The organism is Pseudomonas kribbensis (assembly GCF_003352185.1).
GTDB classification, from domain to species: Bacteria; Pseudomonadota; Gammaproteobacteria; order Pseudomonadales; family Pseudomonadaceae; genus Aquipseudomonas; species Aquipseudomonas kribbensis.
Genome location: NZ_CP029608.1, coordinates 4,621,273 through 4,641,695, shown reverse-complemented (window position 1 = coordinate 4,641,695; position 20,423 = coordinate 4,621,273). Strand labels below are relative to the sequence as shown.

Below are 20,423 nucleotides of genomic sequence, written 5' to 3'. Positions count from 1 at the left end.
AGCAAGATGGTACAGGTGAGAGCACACCAGCCGATCAACACCGACGGCAGTATCAATCTCGAGGCTTGGCTCGATCATGCGGTCAGTGTCGATCTGGCACTGGATCGCGAAGCCTTGAAGGAGGCCTGTGAGTACGCTCGACAGGCCGAGCAACAGTCCAACGCGGCGAAGAATCTCTGGTCCGAAGGCAGCGGCAGCTTCAGCACCGGCCTTGAGATCGCAGAGATTCTCGCCGACCTCAAGCTCGATCAGGATTCGCTGGTCGCGGCGGTGCTTTACCGTGGCGTGCGTGAAGGCCAGATCGAACTGGCAGCGGTCAGCCAGCGCTTCGGCCCGGTGGTCGCCAAACTGATTGACGGCGTGCAGCGCATGGCGGCGATCAGTGCCAGTCTCAGCCCGCGCCAGTCGATGGTGATGGGCACCCAGGGCCAGGTGGAAAACCTGCGCAAGATGCTGGTGGCGATGGTCGACGACGTACGCGTCGCGCTGATCAAACTCGCCGAGCGCACCTGTGCGATTCGTGCGGTGAAAACCGCCGATGACGAGAAGCGCAACCGGGTCGCCCGGGAAGTCTTCGACATCTATGCGCCGTTGGCTCACCGTCTCGGCATCGGTCATATCAAATGGGAGCTGGAGGACTTGTCCTTCCGTTACCTGGAACCCGACCAATACAAACAGATCGCCAAGTTGCTGCACGAGCGGCGGCTCGACCGTGAGCGTTTCATCGCCGATGTGATGACCCAGCTCAAGGACGAATTGCAGGCCACCGGCGTCGACGCCGACATCAGCGGCCGGGCCAAACACATCTATTCGATCTGGCGCAAAATGCAGCGCAAAGGTCTGGAGTTCAGCCAGATCTATGACGTGCGTGCGGTGCGCGTGCTGGTGCCGGAAATGCGCGACTGCTACACCGCGCTCGGCATCGTCCACACCCTGTGGCGGCACATCCCGAAAGAGTTCGACGACTACATCGCCAACCCGAAAGAGAACGGCTACCGCTCGCTGCACACGGCGGTGATCGGCCCGGAAGGCAAGGTGCTGGAAGTCCAGATCCGTACCCATTCGATGCATGAAGAAGCCGAGCTCGGCGTCTGCGCGCACTGGCGCTACAAGGGCACCGACGTCAAATCCGGCTCGAACCACTACGAAGAGAAAATCTCCTGGCTGCGTCAGGTGCTCGAGTGGCACGAAGAACTGGGCGACATCGGCGGCCTGGCCGAACAGCTGCGGGTCGATATCGAACCGGACCGGGTCTATATCTTCACCCCGGACGGTCACGCCATCGACTTGCCTAAGGGCGCGACGCCGCTGGACTTCGCCTACCGCGTGCACACCGAAATCGGTCACAACTGCCGTGGCGCGAAGATCAACGGGCGCATCGTGCCGCTCAACTACAGTCTGCAGACCGGTGAGCAGGTCGAGATCATCACCAGCAAGCACGGCACGCCGAGCCGCGACTGGCTGAACCCGAACCTCGGTTACGTCACCACGTCCCGGGCGCGGGCGAAGATCGTTCACTGGTTCAAGCTGCAGGCTCGCGACCAGAACGTCGCGGCGGGCAAGACCCTGATCGAGCGCGAGCTCAATCGCCTCGGTCTGCCGGCGGTGGATTTCGACAAGCTGGCCGACAAGGCCAACATGAAAACCGCCGAAGACATGTTCGCCGCCCTCGGGGCCGGCGACCTGCGTCTGGCACAACTGGTCAACCTGGCGCAACAACTGGTCGAGCCGGAGCGCGGCAACGAACAGCTGGAACTGATCCCGCGCAAGGCCACCGGCTACAAGCCGGGCAAGCGCGGCGACATCCAGATCCAGGGCGTCGGCAACCTGATGACCCAGATGGCCGGCTGCTGCCAGCCGTTGCCGGGCGATGCGATCGTCGGTTACATCACTCAAGGGCGCGGCGTGAGCATTCACCGTCAGGACTGCGCCTCGGTGCTGCAACTGGCCGGACGCGAGCCGGAGCGGATCATCCAGGTCAGCTGGGGCCCGGTGCCGGTGCTCACCTATCCGGTGGACATCGTCATCCGCGCCTACGACCGTTCCGGTCTGCTGCGTGACGTTTCGCAGGTGCTGCTCAACGAGCGGATCAACGTGCTGGCGGTCAACACCCGCTCGAACAAGGAGGACAACACGGCGCTGATGTCCCTGACCATCGAGATTCCGGGGCTGGATGCACTGGGCCGGTTGCTGGGGCGGATTTCCCAGTTGCCGAACATCATCGAGACGCGGCGTAACCGGACTCCATGAAACCGACCTACAGCCTTGAAGACCTGTTGCACCTGATGAACCGTCTGCGGGATCCGCAGTACGGCTGCCCGTGGGACATCAAGCAGACTTACGCGACCATCGTCCCGCATACCCTCGAGGAAGCCTACGAAGTCGCCGACGCCATCGAGCGCGGCGACTTCGATCACTTGCAGGGCGAGTTGGGCGATCTGCTGTTTCAGGTGGTGTATTACAGCCAGCTGGCGCGGGAAGAAGGGCGGTTCGAATTTGCCGGGGTGGTCGACAGCATCACCCGCAAGCTGATTCGTCGTCACCCGCATGTATTCCCCACCGGCGATCTGTATGCGCCACTGGACGTGCCGCGCCTGAACGAAGAGCAGGTCAAGCAGCGCTGGGAGGAGATCAAGGCCGAAGAGCGTGCCGAGAAATCCGCCGAGCCGCAGCAACTGTCACTGCTCGACGATGTGCCCACCGCATTGCCGGCCTTGTCCCGTTCGGCCAAGTTGCAGAAGCGCGCAGGGCAGGTCGGTTTCGACTGGCCGGATGCCCTGCCGGTGCTGGACAAGGTGCGCGAGGAGCTCGATGAAGTGCTCGAAGCCATGTCCGAGAATGACCCGCAAGCGGTGGCCGACGAGATCGGCGATCTGCTGTTTTCGGTGGTCAATCTGGCCCGGCATCTGAAGGTCGATCCGGAAACCGCACTGCGTGGCGCCAATGGCAAGTTCGAACGACGCTTCCGTTTTATCGAACAGGCATTGCGCGACACCCACCGACCCATAGAAGATTGCACCCTCGAAGAGTTGGACGCCCTGTGGGGCGAAGCCAAACGTCAGGAAAAGAATTTGCCCAGCTGCGGCTGAGCCGTTGCCCAAGTGAGTAAGCATCAATGAGCCTTTCCCTTCGCGACCAGTTGCTCAAGGCAGGACTGGTCAACCAAAAGCAGGCCAAACAGGTCAGCAAGGACAAACAGAAGCAACAGCGTCTGGCCCACAAGGGTCAGATCGAACTGGATGACTCCCAGCAGCGCGCTGCCCAGGAAGCTCAGGCCGAGAAGGTCAAGCGTGACCAGGAGCTGAACCGTCAGCAGCAGGAGAAGGCCGAGGCCAAGGCCCGGGCTGCGCAGGTCAAGCAGTTGATCGAAGTCTCGCGTCTGCCGAAGCTGACCACCGAGGACTACTACAACTTCGTTGACGACAAGAAGGTCAAGCGCATCTCCGTCAACACGCTGATGCGCAACAAGCTCAGCAGCGGCTCGCTGGCAATCGTGCACCATGCCGGCGGCTACGAAGTGATTCCTCGTGAGGCGGCCCTGAAGATTCAGGAGCGCGATCCACAGCGCATCGTGCAGCTCAACGAGAAGGTCGAAGAGGTGAGTGCCGAGGATGATCCGTACGCGGCCTATGTGATCCCTGATGATCTGATGTGGTAATCACCTCAATATAAAACTGTCGTTGCCAACACATTTGTTAGTACTTCAGTTTATAAAACACCTTGAGCCCGAAAGAGTGGTTGGATACGCTCTTTCGGGTTCTTCTTTTTGTGCCTTTTAAATATTTTATAATCGTTTGCTGGCGATGATTGTCGCTATCTGGATTTTATTAATTATTCATGTGTTCATCAGGAGGATATTTGCCGACTTAATTTATTCGAGACTATTGCATGTTGATTACCATTGTTTCACTGCAACAACCGACGTTCCACTCCGAGTTTTCTTGGGCGCGCAAAGCGGGCCAGTCGATGACGGACTACGTGAGCCAGGAACTGGATCGGAGAGTGCAGTTTGTCAGTGACAGGCTGGAAATGGCTGCCAGAACAGCAAACGATCTTGGCCCGGACAATGCCTGTCTGTTCTTCACGTTACCCGAGTTTTTCTGGAACGTCCCGTGGAGCAGCGCAGAGCGTGAAGAGGAGCTATTGGAGCTCAGTAGGGTCTGCATGGAGCTGATGCCCCGGTGCATGGAAAAGCTGATGGACTGGCTGCGACAAGAGTACTTCGGCAAGGTTGTCTTGCTGGCGGGAACCTGTGCCACTCTGGTGAAGGTGGGCGAGGGCAAGGACGCTTGTTTCGATGCCATCAACTATGTGTTGGCAACGAGTAACTTCGCATTTCGCAGCGACGGTCTGCCGGAAATATCGATGTGGCCGAAGCGTTATGTTTCCGGCATTGATTTTGGGAAATATGAAGGCAGTGATGCCGAACATTGGTATTTCAATCTTTCAGGCAATGTACAAATCAAAGTTAAACAACTCAGCTCAACGCTGGCTGAACATAACTCGGCTTACGGTTATGGTGCGCGTTTTTCAAATGCATTGATCAAACAGTGCCCTTTCAGTATCAATGTATGTTTGGACTATGCCGCGCTAGAGTTGGGTGAGCGCGATCGGGAGTTGGAAAGCATCGATTCGAAAGTCGACTTCCTGATTGCCTGTGGCATGCCGTTCGAAGACGGTCTGCGTTATCCGGACACTGTGCGGTTTGCTGTCAGGAACGACGGGATGGGGGAGGGCAGTTGCGAATTTGCCGAGGTGCAGGCCGGGAGAATTACTGGTTTGTTGCCTGCGATGATCATCGAAGACACTCTGCATTTGGCGACATTTGAGCTGACCTGAAAAAAAGCGCCTGCCGCGGTGACTGGCCGGGCAGGCGCTTGGTCCGTCATGCAGGCTCAACCGGCCGACATTTCGCGTTTCTGTTCTTGCAGTTCCAGTTCGGCCTTGTAGTTGTGGGCGTCGATCTCGTTGTGGAACATGCCGACCAGCAAGTCTTGTTGATGCACATCCCAGATCCGTACGCCGGCGGCTACGCCTTCATGGGACATGTGTGAATCGTCGCGTTCAGTTACTTTTACAGTCATCTGCTAGCTCCAATCTCTGTTATCTGCAGCAAGGCGTGTGCAGGACTCTTTTATAAAATTTGTTAGCCTGCTAAGTAAACGCTCGATTTGTGCAATGTATTCTTGCGAAATCTGCAACAGCGCTGGAGCCCGCTGAATCCGCGACATTCAGTCGCAGGGCAGTAAGTTGCATGACAAACGTTTCATCTTGGCGCTGCTGAAAATGCTTTTCTCCGGGCAAAAAAACGCCCCGAACCAGTCGGGGCGTTTTCATGTGCGGCTCAGCGGAAGGGAATTACTTGCCTTCCCAGCGCTTCAGCACGAGGGTGGCGTTGGTGCCACCGAAGCCGAAGCTGTTGCTCATCACGGTGTTGATGGTGGCGTTCTCGCGGGTCTTGGTCAGCACCGGCAGATCGGCCACTTCAGGGTCCAGTTTGTCGATGTTGGCGGAACCGGCGATGAAGTTGCCTTCCATCATCAGCATGCAGTAGATCGCTTCGTGAACGCCGGCGGCGCCCAGGGAGTGACCCGACAGGCTCTTGGTGGAGCTGATGGCCGGGGCCTTGTCGCCGAACACTTCACGCACACCTTTCATTTCCGCGACGTCGCCGACCGGAGTCGAAGTGCCGTGGGTGTTCAGGTAGTCGATCGGGGTGTCGACGGTGGACAGCGCCTGCTGCATGCAGCGGATGGCGCCTTCGCCGCTTGGAGCCACCATGTCGTAGCCATCGGAGGTCGCGCCGTAGCCGACGATTTCCGCGTAGATCTTCGCGCCACGGGCCAGAGCGTGTTCCAGCTCCTCGACCACGACCATGCCGCCACCGCCGGCGATGACGAAACCGTCACGGTCGGCATCGTAGGCGCGGGAGGCTTTTTCCGGGGTGCAGTTGCGCTTGCTGGACAGGGCGCCCATTGCGTCGAACAGGAACGACTGGCTCCAGTGCTCCTCTTCACCGCCACCGGCGAACACGATGTCCTGCTTGCCCATCTGGATCTGTTCCATGGCGGTACCGATGCAGTGAGCACTTGTGGCGCAGGCAGAGGCGATGGAGTAGTTCAGGCCCTTGATCTTGAACGGAGTGGCCAGGCACGCCGAAACGGTGCTGCTCATGGTCCGCGTTACACGGTATGGGCCGACGCGCTTGACGCCTTTCTCGCGCAGGATGTCCAGCGCTTCCATCTGGTTCAGGGTCGACGCACCGCCGGAACCGGCGATCAGACCGGTACGCGGGTTGGACACCTGCTCTTCGGTCAGACCGGAATCGGTGATGGCGTCTTTCATGGCCAGGTAGGCGTAAGCCGCTGCGTGGCCGACGAAACGATAGATCTTGCGATCGATCAGTTCTTCAAGGTTGAGGTCGATGGAGCCGGAAACCTGGCTACGCAGACCCATTTCGGCATATTCCGGGTTGAACCGGATGCCAGGGCGGCTTGCACGCAGGTTAGCGGAGACGGTCTCTTTGTCATTGCCCAGGCACGAAACGATGCCCAGACCAGTGATAACGACGCGGCGCATGCGAATAACCCTTAGAAGTTGTCAGTGGAGGTGAACACGCCGACGCGAAGGCCTTCGGCGGTGTAGATTTCGCGACCGTCGACAGTCACCGAACCGTCGGCGATGGCCAGGTTCAGCTTGCCCTTCAGGACGCGTTTGATATGAATGTTGTAGGTGACTTTCTTGGCGGTCGGCAGGACCTGGCCGAAGAATTTCACTTCGCCCGAACCCAGCGCACGGCCGCGGCCCGGCAGGCCTTGCCAGCCCAGGAAGAAACCGACCAGTTGCCACATGGCGTCCAGACCCAGGCAGCCCGGCATCACCGGATCGCCCTCGAAGTGGCAAGCGAAGAACCACAGGTCAGGGTTGATATCCAGCTCGGCGACCAATTCACCTTTGCCGTACTTGCCGCCTTCTTCGCTGATCAGGGTGATGCGATCCACCATCAGCATGTTCGGGGCGGGCAGTTGCGCGTTACCTGGGCCGAACAGCTCACCGCGACTGCAGCGCAGCAGGTCTTCCCGAGTAAAGGCGTTTTGTTTGGTCATGCGAGCTCCTCAATAATCCCATGCGGCAGGTGGGGCAAATCTTCCCGACCGATCGACGCGTTCATGCCTCGAACCGGCAGCCTACTCATAGACTATTGCGTTGTGGTGAAAGTCACAGCACCAAGGACATGAATGTACACTTGTGCACTGAAATTTTTATTCAAGCCCCTTTTGAGGCTCGTTCGGGTGCCTAAGACTGCCGCACTTTCGCTTTTCACGCCAGTCGCAGATGCTCGAAAGGGCCTCTCTACTGCACCCAGCGCTGCAGAATCTGCTGCAGGTCATTGCGTTTGAATGGCTTGGCCAGGTAATCGTTCATACCCGCCGACAGGCAGTTTTCCCGGTCGCCCTGCAACGCGTTGGCCGTCAGGGCGATGATCGGCACATGGCCGCAGCCGGGCAGGCGGCGGATCTGCCGGGTCGCCTCGTAACCGTCGATGATCGGCAAACGGCAGTCCATCAGGATCGCTTCGTAACGACTGCCCCCGGCACTGCGTACAGCCTGCATGCCATCGGTGGCGACGCTGACAGTGAAGCCCAGGCTGCGCAACATGGCCTCGATCACGGTCTGGTTGACCGGGTTGTCCTCCACCAGCAGGACATTGCGGCCTTCGCCGTGAGCATTGCCATCAATTGCGCGCGGCGCTGCCAGCATCGGCAATGCCTGCTTATATAGAGCCAGCGGAATTTCCAGGGTAAACACCGAGCCGCGACCTTCTTCGCTTTGTGCGCGCAAGGTGCCGCCCATGCGTTCGGCCAGGGTGCGGGCGATCGGCAGGCCCAGACCGGTCCCGCCATAACGACGCGAGATCGAGCTGTCGGCCTGCTGGAACGCGTTGAACATCAATTCCAGGCTTTCCGAAGAAATCCCGATGCCGCTGTCGCGCACCGAGCAGGTGAACCACAGCAATTCGTGATCCAGCGACTGCCACTGCGCCTCAATGCTGACGCGCCCCTGTTCGGTGAACTTCAACGCATTGCCCACCAGATTGACCAGAATCTGCCGGATCCGCGTCGGGTCACCCTGTACCTGCAAACCGCGCAGGTCTTCGGGAATCCGCAGTTGCAACTCCAGGCCACGTTGCGCCGCGCTGTGCTGGAACGACTGCGCACACGCGCCGATCAGGTCGGCGAGGTTGAACGGAATGTGCTCCAGCTCCAGTTCCGAACGCTCGATGCGCGAGAAATCCAGAATGTCGTTGATCACCTTGAGCAAATGCTCGGTGGACTCGGAAGCCAGCGCTGCGTACTCGATCTGCTCCTCGGTCATCTCCGTGGTTTCCAGCAATTGCAGCATGCCCAGGACACCGTTCATTGGCGTGCGCAGTTCATGGCTCATCATGGCCAGGAAGTCCGACTTGGCGTTGTTGGCCTTTTCCGCCTCTTCACGAGTCTGGATCAGCTGCGCCATGGCCTGGTGCTGTTCGCGACTTGCCTGTTCCAGTGCCTGGGCCAGATTGTTGATGTGCTGCGACAAGGCCCCCAGCTCGGTGTCATCGACAATCGGCAACGGCGTCTTGTAGTCGCCGTCCTGAATCGCCTTGACCGCATCGCCAATGTCGCGGATCGGCTGCGACAGGCTGCCGGCCAGGCGCCGTGCCAGAACGAACGTGAAGAGCAGGGCGAACAGCGCCAGGATCCCGGCCTTGAGCAGGATTTCCTGTTGGCGCTGGCTGAACGCATCGTTGGACAGGCCGACGATCACCCGCCCCAGATAATCTTCGCTGGCACCGCCGTTGTTGGTCTTGCCGTCCTGAAAGAAATCATTGTGCAAGGCAATCCGTTGCAGCCGCACCGGTGACTGGAACACTTCGACCTGATGCGGGCGCTTATGGGTGTCCGACGGTTGTTCGACATACGCCAGAATCCGGTTGGCGCTGTCCTGGATTTCCAGGAACCGCACATTGGGTGTGGCCAGTGTGGCCTTCAGCAGGCTTTCCAGCACCTCGTTGTTGCCGGAAATCACCCCGTACTCGGTAGCGGGCGCGAGCTGGTTGGCGATCAGTTGGCCGGTGTGATTCAGCTCCTGGCGCAAATCCTGGATGCGCACGAAGGTGAAAAAACTGATCAACAGCAAGGTCAGCAATAGCGCAGGGCCCAGACTGATCAACTGGGTGCGGGTATTGATGTCCCAACGGCGGAAAATCATGGGCGGCGCTCTCCTTCGGCCAGCTCTTCGGCAACAGAGGCTTCATTCATCGGTTCTATTCCTAATGAACGAGCCACCTGCGCATTGCTTGATACTTTAAAACGCTCGGGATAGAGCGCTCTCGGCCAGGCAGCCGGTGGGCGGTCGAGCAATTCGTCGAGCACCGTCAGCCAGTCACTCTGGTCGCTGTAAGTACTGGCGAGGCTGCCGGCGCGCACGAATGACACGTTCGGACCGATCAGCGCCAGTTGCCGCGAATAGCTGCTGAGCAGCAGGTTCTTCGCGGTTCTCGGGTTGTACAGGTCGGGGTCGTCGAGGCCCAGCAACACATCACTGTTTTTCAGCACGGTCTGCAAGGGACGGCTGTCGTGGGTGTTGTCCCAGCGCTGTGGGACGATTAGCAGATTCAGCGGCCGGGCGGCCGATTGCAGCTCCTTGAGCAGGAACTCGCTGTGCTGATCGAACAGCACGCCGACCCGCTGAGCCTGGGGCAGAATCCGTCGGATCAGTTGCAACTGGCGACTCAGCGGTGGATCGCTCCACAGCAGACTCAAATGGGGTGGTTGCGCGTTACCGAAACGCTGTCGAGCCTGCAAGCGGCTGATGCGCAGGACCAGCGTCGCCGGCCCCTGGGGTTCCTGCATGCGCCAGTCAAGGCTGGGCAGGTCGAGCAGGATAAGGCGCAGACTGGACGGCAACTTGCCCGGCGCCGGCAGACTCGCCAGTGGCTGGAAATGCACGCGGTCGGTGGGGCGAAGCTCACTCAGGGCCTGGACGAACGATTGCACGCCGGGGCTTTCCTCGGCGCCGGTCAGCAGAATGTCGGCCGCCTGCACCGCCACGCCGTGCAGCCACGCTGTCAGGAACAGACACAGTCCGGCCAGCCATTGGGCAGCCGTTGGCATCTTTCGTGACATGGCGTAACGCATCTAGAACTCCAGCTCGGCGCTGAAATACATCACTCGGCGTTCGTCGTAATTGTTGTCGACGAACGTGGTCGGCTCATTGTCCAGACGTTGTTGCAGCACCCCGGCCAGTTGCAGTTGAGCCTTGCCCAACGGGATGCGTTTGGCGATGCGCGTGTCGACCCGCTCGAAGCGATAGCCGTTGAGTGCGTTGTCACCGTAATAGAAGAGGGCACTGTTCCAGCCCTGGCCCCAATCGCGCAGCCAGCCGGCCGAGCCACTGTTGCGCGCGGTGAACTGCTGGTCCAGCGGGTTGCTCGCCTCGGCGTCGACGTAGGCGTAAGTCAGGCGCAGTCGGTCGGCCGCGCTCAGGCGCCAGTCCAGCTGGGTTTCGGTGCCGCGAAAGCGCGAGTCGTTGGCGTTGCTGGCAATGTACTGATTGTTGCGCAGCGGTTCGCTGATCATCCCGGTGATTTCGTCGTAGAACAGCTTCACGTCCAGCGCCAGGCCCCATTCAGGGAAAAAGCCGTTGTAACCCAGTTCCCGCGAGCGCATGTGTTCCTGGTCCAGATCGCCGGGGCCCCGGGTCTTGACGAAGTAACGGGCCGAAGACTGGCCGTAGGCGGAGGGGCGCAGGTTGGTCACCTGATAACTCCAGTTGACGTTGTTCTCGAACATGTCCGGCGAGCGGATCGCTTCCGAGTACACCGCACGCAGGCTGTGGCGCGGGTTGATCAGGTAATTGACGGCAAACCTGGGCGTCAGCGAACTGCCGATCAGTTGCGTGTTTTCAAACATGGCGCCGCCCTGCAACAGCCAGTGTTCGCTGGCGCGCCACTCCAGTTGACCAAAGGCGCGCCACGTGGTGTCGTCCAGCGTTCCGTTGAAATAGGTCTCGGAATCGGCCCGGTCGTAACGATAGTTCAGGCCACTGACCAGACGCAGACTGTCGGACAGGCTGAGGGTGTCCTGCAATTCCAGGTCATAGCGTGATTCCCGGGCACTTTGGTCGATGTCGCCGCACAGGGTCCGGCTGGCGCCGTTACGCCATTGATCGAGCACCTGATTGGCCAGGGCCATTTCCGTTGGCGTGCCGGGTGCAGCACCGGGCCCGGTGTAGCGGGTGATGTTGCGCGCCAGTTGCTCGGTGTAGTTCGGGTTGAGCTGCCACAGCTCCGTAAGCTGCGGGCTGAATGACACCTCGGCGTCGCAGGCGCGCCAGGTCTGCTGGCGATCCCAGTGTTGCGCCGAGCCTTGTACATAAAGGCTGTGGTCGGGATTGATGTCCAGGTTCCAGCGCACCGAGCCGGCGTAATCCTTGGCGATCACGTCGGAATTGTTCCCGGCAGCGGTAATCCCGGAGAACACCGGGCGGTAGGTGTACGGCCGCTGATTGGTCCCGTCCTTGGCGTTGAGTTGCCAGTCCACGCTCTGGTTGTCGCTCAGCGTCTGACTGACCGCAAGGCTGAAGCGGTTCAAGCGGCGACTGTCGCGGTAATCGGCGCCGGTGCGGTCGCTGTCGAAGCCGTCATCTTCCTGGCCGGACAGCGACAGACGCAGGTCGCCGCCGTTCCAGCCCGTTCCCTGACTGGCATAGAAGTCGTTGATGCCCCGTTGGCCACGGGTGATTTTCAACCGTGTGCCGTGGCTGTCGGCCGGGTTGCGGGTGATGATGTTGACCACTGCCATCAGCGCGTTGGCGCCGTAACTGACGGTGTTCGGGCCGCGAAAGACTTCAATGCGTTCAATGTCTTCCATGGCCACCGGGATGTCGCTCCAGTCCACCGTGGCCAGGCCGGCGCGGTACACCGAGCGGCCGTCGATCAGCACCTGCATGCGCCGCGCTTCGGTGGCGTTGGTGCCGTGATAGTTCACCACCGCCTGATTGCCGCTGATGTTGCCGACCATCATCCCCGGCACCAGGCGCAACAGTTCGCTGATGTCCCGGGCGCCGCTGGCGTTGATCAGTTCGCTGTCGATCACGGTCATGCTGCCGGGGACTTCCGCCGGCGACTGTTTCAGGCGCGTGGCCGTGAGGATCTGGGGCAAGGCCTCGCTGTCGAGAAACAGGTCGTCCGCCAGCAACATCGGGCTGAACAGCAGCGCCAGCAGCAGGGACGAACGCGGGGAGGGAGTGCCAGAAAACACGACGCAGCCTTGATAGAAAAGAATTGGCGCGCATGTTAACCGAGGACAGTGACTTTTCCAGTCACGTTACGGGCATTTTCCTCGGTTTTATTGGTCTTCTTCCTACAAGTGCGGGTAATTGACGCCGGGGCTGTCCGAGAAGGGGCCGCTCCGTATAATGCCCGCATCGCCACTGGTATGGATTAACGGATTACATATGACTGAACAGCGCCCGATTGCGGTCCTGGGAGGCGGAAGTTTCGGTACCGCCGTGGCCAATCTGTTGGCCGAGAACGGCCATCAAGTCCGGCAGTGGATGCGTGACCCCGAGCAGGCCGAGGCCATCCGGGTCAATCGCGAGAACCCGCGTTATCTCAAGGGCATCAAGATTCTGCCGGGCGTGACGGCCGTCACCGACCTGCAGGAAACCCTCGATGCCTGCGAGTTGTGCTTCGTCGCGTTGCCATCGAGTGCACTGCGCACGGTATTGGCGGCGCATGCCGAGCGCCTGAGCGGCAAGATGCTGGTCAGTCTGACCAAGGGCATCGAAGCTCACACCTTCAAACTGATGAGCCAGATCCTCGAAGAAATCGCCCCGCAGGCGCGCATCGGCGTGCTGTCCGGGCCGAACCTGGCGCGGGAGATCGCCGAGCACGCGCTGACCGCCACGGTGGTCGCCAGTGAAGACGAAGAACTGTGCAAGGAAGTGCAGGCCGCGCTGCATGGCCGTACTTTCCGCGTCTACGCCAGTGCCGACCGCTTCGGCGTGGAGCTGGGCGGCGCACTGAAAAACGTCTACGCGATCATTGCCGGCATGGCGGTGGCGCTGGAGATGGGCGAGAACACCAAAAGCATGCTGATCACCCGTGCCCTGGCCGAGATGACCCGGTTTGCGGTGAATCAGGGCGCCAACCCGATGACCTTCCTCGGTCTGGCCGGGGTCGGCGACCTGATCGTCACCTGCTCGTCGCCGAAAAGCCGCAACTATCAGGTCGGTTTCGCTCTCGGTCAGGGTTTGAGCCTCGACGAAGCGGTGTCGCGCCTTGGTGAAGTGGCCGAAGGGGTCAACACACTGAAAGTGCTCAAGGCCAAGGCCCAGGAGGTCGGCGTGTACATGCCGCTGGTCGCCGGGCTCCACGCGATCCTGTTCGAAGGGCGCACGCTGGAACAGGTGATCGGCCTGTTGATGCGCGCCGAGCCCAAGACCGACGTCGACTTCATTTCCACCAGCGGTTTCAACTGATTGCCTTTTAGTTCAGGGCAGGGGAGCTAGACATGAACGATCCAAAAACCGAAGCCAAGTACGAATCCATCCTGCTGCGGGTGTTGTGGATGATCGTCTACATCGTGGTCTGGCAGGTGGCGCAGTTCATCCTCGGCGCGGTGGTGCTGGTGCAACTGATCTATCGTTTGATCTATGGCGCCCCGAGCGCCGGTCTGATGAATTTCGGCGACAGCCTGAGCCAGTTCTTGGCCCAGATCGGCCGGTTCGGCAGCTTCCACAGCGACCAGAAACCCTGGCCGTTCGCCGACTGGCCGGCGCCGCGTACCCCGGAAGGTGAAGCGCCACACGTTGTCGCGCCGGCACCGCATCCGGCCCGGGATGAGGAACCCAAGCTATGAAACTCTGGGTATTGCGTCACGGCGAGGCCGAGCCTTATGGCTCGCGCCCCGATTCGGAGCGGGAACTGACCGCTCACGGCCGCAAGGAAGTGCTCAGCAGCGCCGCCCGGTTGATGGGCCAGCCACTGACGGCGATCTACGCCAGCCCGTACTTGCGAGCACAGCAGACAGCGCAGCTGGTGCGCGAGGCGCTGGGTTTCGAACCGGAGATCCGCACGGTCGAATGGCTGACCCCGGAAGTCGATCCGGACCGCGTCGCCGAGCAACTGGTGTCGGTAAGCAATGTGCTGCTGGTCAGCCACAACCCCTTGGTCGGGCATCTGCTCAGTTACTTGCAACACGGCGCCGGTTATCCGCCGGAAAAGGTCAGCACCGCCGGGCTGGCCGAGCTTGAGCACAGCGAGTTGCTGATTGGTTCGATGACGCTCAACAGCCTCAAGCATCCGTGAAATTTTTTGTATGAAATAGTCAACCAAGCACTTGCTTGGTTGACTACGCTTGCTCCATCCCAAAAAGAAAGGAGCGAGTCGCATGTCTGCTGCTTTTCGATTGCCGCTGGACGTGTTCTACGAACGCGAGGCCCGGCACCCGCGTCAGTGTTTTCTGGTGCAGCCGATCGGCGGCGGGCAGGTCGAGACGCTGACCTGGGCCGACGTTGGCCATCAGGCCCGCTGCGCCGCGCACTGGCTGCGCTCCCGGGAGTTGCCCCAGGGCAGCCACATTGCCCTGATCTCGAAAAACTGCGCCCACTGGATCATCGCCGACCTGGCGATCTGGATGGCCGGGCATGTCTCGGTGCCGCTCTATCCCAATCTCACGGCCGAATCGGTCCATCAGGTCCTCAGCCATTCCGAAAGCGTACTGGCGTTCATCGGCAAACTGGATGACTGGCCGGGGATGTCGGTTGGGGTGCCAGCGGATCTGCCAACCATCAGCCTGCCGCTGCACCCGCCGGGAGACTTCGATTTCAACTGGGGCGACCTGCAACGCTATTCACCGATCCAGGACGATCCGCGACCCGCCGCCGATCAACTGGCGACCATCATCTACACCTCCGGCACCACTGGCCTGCCCAAAGGCGTGATGCACAGCTTTGCCAATCTCGGTTTTGCCACCACCCGTGGCACGCAGTTGTTCGGCCTCAATGAAAACGACCGGTTGCTGTCCTATCTGCCGCTGTGCCATGTGGCTGAAAGGATGTTCGTCGAACTGGCGTCGATCTATACCGGGCAGACGGTGTTCTTTGCCGAGAGTCTCGATACCTTTCTCGATGATCTGAGACGTGCGCGACCGACAGCGATGTTTGGCGTGCCGCGGATCTGGACCAAATTCCAGATGGGTGTCTACAGCAAGATCCCGGCGAAACGCCTGGATTTCCTCCTCGGTCTGCCCTTTATCGGCAAACGGATCGGCCACAAGGTGCTGGCCGGGTTGGGGCTGGATGCCTTGCGCGTGGCCCTGTCCGGAGCGGCGCCGGTGCCGCTGACCTTGTTGCGCTGGTATCAGAAGCTCGGGCTCGACGTGCTGGAGGTCTACGGCATGACCGAGAGCTGCGGCTATTCGCATATCTGCCTGCCGGGGCAATACAAGGAGGGCTGGATCGGCCGGCCATGTCCTGACGTGGAGGTGCGCATCGACGAGTCCGGTGAAGTGCAGGTGCGCAGCCAGGCCAACATGCTGGGCTATTTCAAGGAACCACAGAAAACCGCTGAGACCCTGACCGCCGACGGCTTCCTGCGCACCGGCGACAAGGGCGAGCAGGACGCCGAAGGCCGTTTGCGCCTGACCGGGCGGCTCAAGGAAATCTTCAAGACCAGCAAAGGCAAATACGTCGCCCCGGCACCGATTGAAAACCGTCTCGCCGTGCATACAAGGATCGAGCAGGTTTGTGTGGTTGGCGATGGTCTGAGCGCACCGCTGGGGTTGTGTGTGATCTCGGCTGCCGGGCATGAAGACGCACGACCACAATTGCATTCGAGCCTGGAAAAACTGCTGGAGGAGGTCAACGCCGTGCTCGACAAGCACGAACGGCTGCGCCGCCTGGTGGTGGTCAAGGACAGTTGGGCGGTGGAAAACGGCTTCCTTACGCCGACCCTGAAGATCAAGCGCAACGTCATCGAAGACACCTACGGCGCGCGCTTCGAAGAATGGAGCGAGCGCAGCGAGGCGGTGCTGTGGCAGGATTGAGCGTCGATCAAAACAACAAAGGAAGCCTGCGATGACCTTGTGGCGCACCACTCCAAACATCGAGCAGTTGAACGCAATCCAGAAAAACACCATCGGCGAAGTGCTGGACATCCGCTTCGAGTCCTTCGACGAGGAATCGCTGACGGCCAGCATGGTCATTGACCATCGCACCCATCAGCCTTACGGCCTGCTGCACGGCGGCGCCTCGGTGGTGCTGGCCGAGACCGTCGGTTCCATGGCCAGTTACCTGTGCATCGATGCCAGCAAGTTCTATTGCGTGGGGCTGGAGATCAACGCCAACCACCTGCGCGGCCTGCGCAGCGGCCGGGTGACGGCGGTGGCCAAGCCGATTCACATTGGCCGCTCGACCCATGTCTGGGACATCCGCCTGACCAGTGATGAAGGCAAGGCCAGTTGTGTGTCGCGGCTGACCATGGCCGTGGTGCCGCTGGGCGAGCAACCGCCGGCACGCTGACCGATCCGTCATAGCCTTGACCGGACTGTCATCATTCCTGGCAGTTACGGTCATTGCTGTGGAACGCGGTCTTACGGACAATCAACGCCACGTTTACCGCCCATGGATTTGCCCGTATGTCGCAACCGATTTTTTTCGCCCACGCCAACGGTTTCCCTTCCGGCACCTACGGCAAGCTGTTCTCGGCGCTGGCGCCCGAGTTCCGGGTGACGCATCTGGAGCAGCATGCCCACGATCCGCGTTTTCCGGCGGGTGACAATTGGTACCACCTGGTGGACGAGCTGATCCATCACCTGCAACAGCAGGACGAGCCGGTGTGGGGCGTTGGCCATTCTTTCGGCGGAATGCTGCACCTGCACGCCGCACTGCGCTGCCCTGAGCTGTATCGCGGAGTCGTGATGCTCGACTCGCCGGTGCTGACCCGCACCGACCGATGGGTGATCCGTGCTGCCAAGCGTTTTGGCTTCATCGATAAACTCACCCCGGCCGGTCGCACATTGGGACGACGCGAAGAATTCGCCGACCTCGATAGTGCCCGCAGCTATTTTGCCGGCAAGACTCTGTTCCGTGGCTTCGATCCCGAGTGTTTCGACGCCTACCTGCAGCACGGTTTGCACAAGGTCGGCGACAAGCTGCGCCTGCGCTTCGACCCGGCCACCGAGATCAGTATTTATCGCGGTGTGCCGCACACCAGCCCTGGGCGAACCCGACAGCTTCAGGTGCCACTGGCGGTGGTGCGCGGGCACAAGAGTCGCGTTGTGATGAACCATCACGCCCGGCACGTTGGACGCCTGCCTCAGGGCGAGTCGCTGACGATGCCCGGCGGTCACATGTTTCCCCTTGAGCGGCCGCAGGACACTGCACAACTGCTGAAGAATCTGTTCACTCGCTGGGAAAACCGCCAGCACAAGGATTGCGCATGAGCCCGGCGGTCGAGGAAGTGCGCCTGAGCCTGCCGCATATCGAGCTGGCGGCACACATTTTCGGCCCGGAAGACGGGGTGCCGGTGATTGCCCTGCATGGCTGGCTGGATAACGCCAACAGCTTCGCTCGCCTGGCGCCGAAGCTCAAAGGTTTGCGCATTGTTGCGCTGGACATGGCCGGTCATGGTCATTCGGGGCATCGTCCGGTCGGCGCGGGTTACGCGCTGTGGGACTACGCCCATGACGTGCTGCAAGTCGCGGAACAACTGGGCTGGCAGCGGTTCGGCCTGCTCGGGCATTCGCTGGGGGCCATTGTTTCGCTGGTGCTGGCGGGGTCGTTGCCGGAGCGCATCACCCATCTGGCGCTGATCGACGGGGTGATTCCCCCTACAGATAAAGGCGAAAACGCCGCCGAACGCATGGGCATGGCCCTGCAGGCGCAGCTTGATTTGCGGGAAAAACGCAAACCGGTCTACGCCACCCTCGACCGTGCTATCGAAGTGCGCATGAAAGGCCTGGTGGCGGTGAGTCGTGAGGCCGCCGAGCTGCTGGCGCAACGCGGTCTGATGCCGGTGCCCGGCGGTTACACCTGGCGCACCGACAACCGTCTGACCCTGCCATCGCCGCTGCGTCTGACCCAGGAACAGGCAATGGCCTTCATCCAGCGCATTGCCTGTCCGACGCAATTGGTGGTGGCGGCCGACGGCATGCTGGCCAAGCACCCCGAACTGCTGGAGCGTCTACCCTTTAGCCGGGAACAGCTGCCGGGCGGGCACCATCTGCACCTGAACGACGAGTCGGGTGCGGTTCTTGTCGCAGACTGTTTCAATCGGTTCTTCGCCATTCCTTGACTTGCCCCGGGCAACTGTCGAGGCTGGGCGGGTTGAAATGGGAGACAACCACAATGGATTTCTACACCGCTGCGAACCCGAATAGCCAGAAAGGCGCCCCGGCCATGCCGATCCGATGAGCCTGTCCATGCGATCTTTCAGTCTGCTGGCGCTGTGCTGTTTCAGTCCCGTGTTGCTCGCTGCCGACCTGCCGGGCAGTCCGGATCTGCCGATCGTGCCGCGTCTGGCCGATGCGCAGATCGTCGACTATCGCCCGGCCGCGACGCTGGAGCGGATCTACCCGATGGGCTCGATCCGCAAGATCAGCGGCCAGCTGCGTTTCGACGGTCAGGTCGGCGCCCGTGGGCAGACCACCTCGGTCACCTACGAATTGCCGCCGGAACATTCCGCCAATGAAGCCTTCACCGTCGCCCGCGAGGCGCTGCAAAAACAGGACGCCGAGCTGTTGTTCTGGTGTCAGGCCAGGGATTGCGGCGAAAGCAGCCTGTGGGCCAACGAAGTGTTCGGCAATGCCAAGCTGTACGGTGCCGACGAGCAGCAGGCCTATCTGCTGCTGAGGTTGGCGGCACCTCGCGACAACACGCTGGTGGCGCTCTACAGCATCACTCGCGGCAATCGCAAAGCCTATCTGCACGTCGAGCAATTCGAGGCCGCCACGCCGTTGGGGGAGCTGCTGCCGACATCGGCGACCTTGTTGCGCCAGTTGAAAGACACCGGCGAGCTGAAATTACCGAAACTGAGCGTTGATCCGGATGACACCTGGCTGCGTCTGCTGTCCCGTGGCCTGAACCTCGACACGACGTTGCGGGTCACGGTTTCCGGGGCCAAGGCCGAAGCCTGGCGTCAGGCGTTGATCACGCAGGGTGTGCGGGCCGCACGCATGGAGACCGGCAATGTCGAAGGTGCCGGCCTGCGCATCGACCTGTTGCGATAAGGTGTCTCGGGCGGACATGCCCGGCGTGTTCGCCTACTCTTTGCCTGACTGACTTTTTCGAGATTTCACATGCCCAATAATGATCGTCTGCTGGTGCAGATCCTGTTGCTGGTGTTGTTCGGCGCCAGTTTCTGGGTGATGGCACCGTTCTGGTCGGCGCTGTTCTGGGGCGCGGTGCTGGCATTCGCCAGTTGGCCGTTGATGCGTCTGCTGACGCGCTGGCTCGGCGGACGCGAATCACTGGCGGCAAGTATCCTGACCTTGGGCTGGATGCTGCTGGTGGCGGCACCGCTGGTTTGGCTGGGGTTCAACCTGGCCGATCACGTGCGCGATGCCACGGTGTTCATCAAGGATGTGCAGGTCGATGGCCTGCCGGAAGCGCCGGCCTGGCTCGGCACGATTCCGCTGGTGGGGGAACGGCTGGTCGGTTTCTGGAACAGTGTCGATCAGCAGGGCGCGGCGTTGATGGTGTCGCTCAAGCCTTATCTGGGACAGGTCGGCAACTGGCTGCTGGCACGCAGTGCGCAGATCGGCGGCGGGATTCTCGAGCTGACCCTGAGCATTGTCTTCGTGTTCTTTTTCTACCGTGACGGGCCGCGGCTGGCGGCGTTCGTGCATAGCCTGCTGGAGCGGTTGATCGGCGACCGTGCCGGGTATTACATCGAATTGGTGGCCGGTACGGTGCAGCGGGTGGTGAACGGGGTGATCGGTACGGCGGCGGCGCAGGCGATCCTGGCGCTGATCGGGTTCCTGATTGCCGGGGTGCCGGGGGCTTTGGTGCTGGGGATCGTGACGTTCCTGCTCAGTCTGATTCCGATGGGACCGCCGCTGGTGTGGATTCCGGCCACGGCCTGGCTGGCCTGGAAGGGTGAGTACGGGATGGCGGTGTTTCTCGGGATCTGGGGGACGTTCATCATCAGTGGCGTGGACAACGTGCTCAAGCCGTATCTGATCAGCCGTGGCGGGAATCTGCCGCTGGTGATTGTGTTGCTCGGGGTGTTTGGCGGGTTGATTGCGTTCGGGTTTATCGGGTTGTTTATCGGGCCTACGCTTTTGGCTGTTGCCTATAGTTTGTTGACGGATTGGAGCAAGAGTCAGGGGCGGGTTTGAGGCTTTTTGGCTTTGGTAGCCTTGGCGGCCTTT

At 60.9% G+C, this 20,423-nt stretch carries 19 protein-coding genes; 13 read left to right on the top strand and 6 right to left on the bottom strand.

Annotated elements, in window-relative coordinates; translation table 11 throughout:
* Positions 1-6 precede the first annotated feature (6 nt).
* The 4 genes from relA to DLD99_RS21135 all read left to right on the top strand — a co-directional run bounded on the left by relA (position 7) and on the right by DLD99_RS21135 (position 4,839).
* Entirely contained in the window at positions 7-2,250 is a 2,244-nt protein-coding gene (gene relA / locus DLD99_RS21150) for a GTP diphosphokinase (RefSeq protein ID WP_085710978.1), read from the top strand.
* Complete coding sequence (gene mazG / locus DLD99_RS21145; RefSeq protein ID WP_114884817.1) at positions 2,247-3,089, top strand: nucleoside triphosphate pyrophosphohydrolase; 843 nt, start codon at positions 2,247-2,249, stop codon at positions 3,087-3,089. The genes relA and mazG overlap by 4 nt, the downstream gene beginning before the upstream one ends.
* A gap of 26 nt (positions 3,090-3,115) precedes the next feature.
* Positions 3,116-3,658: a DUF2058 domain-containing protein gene (locus DLD99_RS21140; RefSeq protein WP_085710976.1), complete on the top strand. Its 543-nt coding sequence runs from the start codon at positions 3,116-3,118 to the stop codon at positions 3,656-3,658.
* 230 nt (positions 3,659-3,888) lie between these two features.
* On the top strand, positions 3,889-4,839 hold the full coding sequence (locus DLD99_RS21135; protein WP_114884815.1) for a hypothetical protein: 951 nt from the start codon (positions 3,889-3,891) through the stop codon (positions 4,837-4,839).
* Between the two features lie 56 nt (positions 4,840-4,895).
* On the opposite strand, the gene DLD99_RS21130 is transcribed toward DLD99_RS21135, so the two are convergent.
* From DLD99_RS21130 to DLD99_RS21105, 6 genes are all read right to left on the bottom strand, one after another.
* Positions 4,896-5,084, bottom strand: coding sequence for a hypothetical protein (locus DLD99_RS21130; protein ID WP_114884813.1), 189 nt, complete (start codon positions 5,082-5,084; stop codon positions 4,896-4,898).
* Positions 5,085-5,358: 274 nt separating this feature from the next.
* Positions 5,359-6,579 (bottom strand): beta-ketoacyl-ACP synthase I, encoded by a 1,221-nt coding sequence (gene fabB / locus DLD99_RS21125; RefSeq protein ID WP_114884811.1) that lies wholly within the window; start codon positions 6,577-6,579, stop codon positions 5,359-5,361.
* Between the two features lie 11 nt (positions 6,580-6,590).
* Positions 6,591-7,106 (bottom strand): 3-hydroxyacyl-[acyl-carrier-protein] dehydratase FabA, encoded by a 516-nt coding sequence (gene fabA, locus DLD99_RS21120; RefSeq protein ID WP_003227150.1) that lies wholly within the window; start codon positions 7,104-7,106, stop codon positions 6,591-6,593.
* Between the two features lie 247 nt (positions 7,107-7,353).
* Positions 7,354-9,255 carry an ATP-binding protein gene (locus DLD99_RS21115; protein WP_114884810.1) on the bottom strand — a complete coding sequence of 634 codons (1,902 nt, stop codon included), beginning with the start codon at positions 9,253-9,255 and terminating at the stop codon, positions 7,354-7,356.
* Positions 9,252-10,184: an ABC transporter substrate-binding protein gene (locus tag DLD99_RS21110; RefSeq protein ID WP_114884808.1), complete on the bottom strand. Its 933-nt coding sequence runs from the start codon at positions 10,182-10,184 to the stop codon at positions 9,252-9,254. The genes DLD99_RS21115 and DLD99_RS21110 overlap by 4 nt, the downstream gene beginning before the upstream one ends.
* Positions 10,185-12,248, bottom strand: a complete 2,064-nt coding sequence (locus DLD99_RS21105) for a TonB-dependent receptor plug domain-containing protein (RefSeq protein ID WP_425273018.1) — start codon at positions 12,246-12,248, stop codon at positions 10,185-10,187.
* Positions 12,249-12,504: 256 nt separating this feature from the next.
* On the opposite strand from DLD99_RS21105, the gene DLD99_RS21100 reads away from it, so the two are divergent.
* From DLD99_RS21100 to DLD99_RS21060, 9 genes are all read left to right on the top strand, one after another.
* Positions 12,505-13,530 (top strand): NAD(P)H-dependent glycerol-3-phosphate dehydrogenase, encoded by a 1,026-nt coding sequence (locus DLD99_RS21100; protein WP_114884804.1) that lies wholly within the window; start codon positions 12,505-12,507, stop codon positions 13,528-13,530.
* 32 nt (positions 13,531-13,562) lie between these two features.
* Positions 13,563-13,910, top strand: a complete 348-nt coding sequence (locus tag DLD99_RS21095; protein ID WP_085710971.1) for a DUF4389 domain-containing protein — start codon at positions 13,563-13,565, stop codon at positions 13,908-13,910.
* The gene (sixA, locus tag DLD99_RS21090) at positions 13,907-14,359 is read left to right on the top strand and encodes a phosphohistidine phosphatase SixA (RefSeq protein WP_085710970.1); all 453 of its coding nucleotides are present in this window, start codon (positions 13,907-13,909) and stop codon (positions 14,357-14,359) included. The genes DLD99_RS21095 and sixA overlap by 4 nt, the downstream gene beginning before the upstream one ends.
* 82 nt (positions 14,360-14,441) lie before the next feature.
* Positions 14,442-16,097, top strand: coding sequence for an AMP-binding protein (locus DLD99_RS21085; RefSeq protein ID WP_114884802.1), 1,656 nt, complete (start codon positions 14,442-14,444; stop codon positions 16,095-16,097).
* 31 nt (positions 16,098-16,128) lie between these two features.
* Positions 16,129-16,572: a hotdog fold thioesterase gene (locus tag DLD99_RS21080; RefSeq protein ID WP_114884800.1), complete on the top strand. Its 444-nt coding sequence runs from the start codon at positions 16,129-16,131 to the stop codon at positions 16,570-16,572.
* Positions 16,573-16,688: 116 nt separating this feature from the next.
* Entirely contained in the window at positions 16,689-17,495 is an 807-nt protein-coding gene (locus DLD99_RS21075; RefSeq protein ID WP_114884798.1) for an alpha/beta fold hydrolase, read from the top strand.
* Complete coding sequence (locus DLD99_RS21070; protein WP_114884796.1) at positions 17,492-18,346, top strand: alpha/beta hydrolase; 855 nt, start codon at positions 17,492-17,494, stop codon at positions 18,344-18,346. The genes DLD99_RS21075 and DLD99_RS21070 overlap by 4 nt, the downstream gene beginning before the upstream one ends.
* 127 nt (positions 18,347-18,473) lie before the next feature.
* Positions 18,474-19,280 (top strand): DUF4892 domain-containing protein, encoded by an 807-nt coding sequence (locus DLD99_RS21065; protein ID WP_114884794.1) that lies wholly within the window; start codon positions 18,474-18,476, stop codon positions 19,278-19,280.
* 69 nt (positions 19,281-19,349) lie between these two features.
* Positions 19,350-20,390 carry an AI-2E family transporter gene (locus DLD99_RS21060; protein ID WP_114884792.1) on the top strand — a complete coding sequence of 347 codons (1,041 nt, stop codon included), beginning with the start codon at positions 19,350-19,352 and terminating at the stop codon, positions 20,388-20,390.
* Positions 20,391-20,423: the final 33 nt, after the last annotated feature.

Coding starts and splice junctions, on each gene's coding strand:
- relA (WP_085710978.1), top strand. CDS start 7: ATGGTACAGGTGAGAGCACACCAGCCGATCAACACCGACGGCAGTATC.
- mazG (WP_114884817.1), top strand. CDS start 2,247: ATGAAACCGACCTACAGCCTTGAAGACCTGTTGCACCTGATGAACCGT.
- DLD99_RS21140 (WP_085710976.1), top strand. CDS start 3,116: ATGAGCCTTTCCCTTCGCGACCAGTTGCTCAAGGCAGGACTGGTCAAC.
- DLD99_RS21135 (WP_114884815.1), top strand. CDS start 3,889: ATGTTGATTACCATTGTTTCACTGCAACAACCGACGTTCCACTCCGAG.
- DLD99_RS21130 (WP_114884813.1), bottom strand. CDS start 5,084: ATGACTGTAAAAGTAACTGAACGCGACGATTCACACATGTCCCATGAA.
- fabB (WP_114884811.1), bottom strand. CDS start 6,579: ATGCGCCGCGTCGTTATCACTGGTCTGGGCATCGTTTCGTGCCTGGGC.
- fabA (WP_003227150.1), bottom strand. CDS start 7,106: ATGACCAAACAAAACGCCTTTACTCGGGAAGACCTGCTGCGCTGCAGT.
- DLD99_RS21115 (WP_114884810.1), bottom strand. CDS start 9,255: ATGATTTTCCGCCGTTGGGACATCAATACCCGCACCCAGTTGATCAGT.
- DLD99_RS21110 (WP_114884808.1), bottom strand. CDS start 10,184: ATGCGTTACGCCATGTCACGAAAGATGCCAACGGCTGCCCAATGGCTG.
- DLD99_RS21105 (WP_425273018.1), bottom strand. CDS start 12,248: ATGTTGCTGGCGGACGACCTGTTTCTCGACAGCGAGGCCTTGCCCCAG.
- DLD99_RS21100 (WP_114884804.1), top strand. CDS start 12,505: ATGACTGAACAGCGCCCGATTGCGGTCCTGGGAGGCGGAAGTTTCGGT.
- DLD99_RS21095 (WP_085710971.1), top strand. CDS start 13,563: ATGAACGATCCAAAAACCGAAGCCAAGTACGAATCCATCCTGCTGCGG.
- sixA (WP_085710970.1), top strand. CDS start 13,907: ATGAAACTCTGGGTATTGCGTCACGGCGAGGCCGAGCCTTATGGCTCG.
- DLD99_RS21085 (WP_114884802.1), top strand. CDS start 14,442: ATGTCTGCTGCTTTTCGATTGCCGCTGGACGTGTTCTACGAACGCGAG.
- DLD99_RS21080 (WP_114884800.1), top strand. CDS start 16,129: ATGACCTTGTGGCGCACCACTCCAAACATCGAGCAGTTGAACGCAATC.
- DLD99_RS21075 (WP_114884798.1), top strand. CDS start 16,689: ATGTCGCAACCGATTTTTTTCGCCCACGCCAACGGTTTCCCTTCCGGC.
- DLD99_RS21070 (WP_114884796.1), top strand. CDS start 17,492: ATGAGCCCGGCGGTCGAGGAAGTGCGCCTGAGCCTGCCGCATATCGAG.
- DLD99_RS21065 (WP_114884794.1), top strand. CDS start 18,474: ATGCGATCTTTCAGTCTGCTGGCGCTGTGCTGTTTCAGTCCCGTGTTG.
- DLD99_RS21060 (WP_114884792.1), top strand. CDS start 19,350: ATGCCCAATAATGATCGTCTGCTGGTGCAGATCCTGTTGCTGGTGTTG.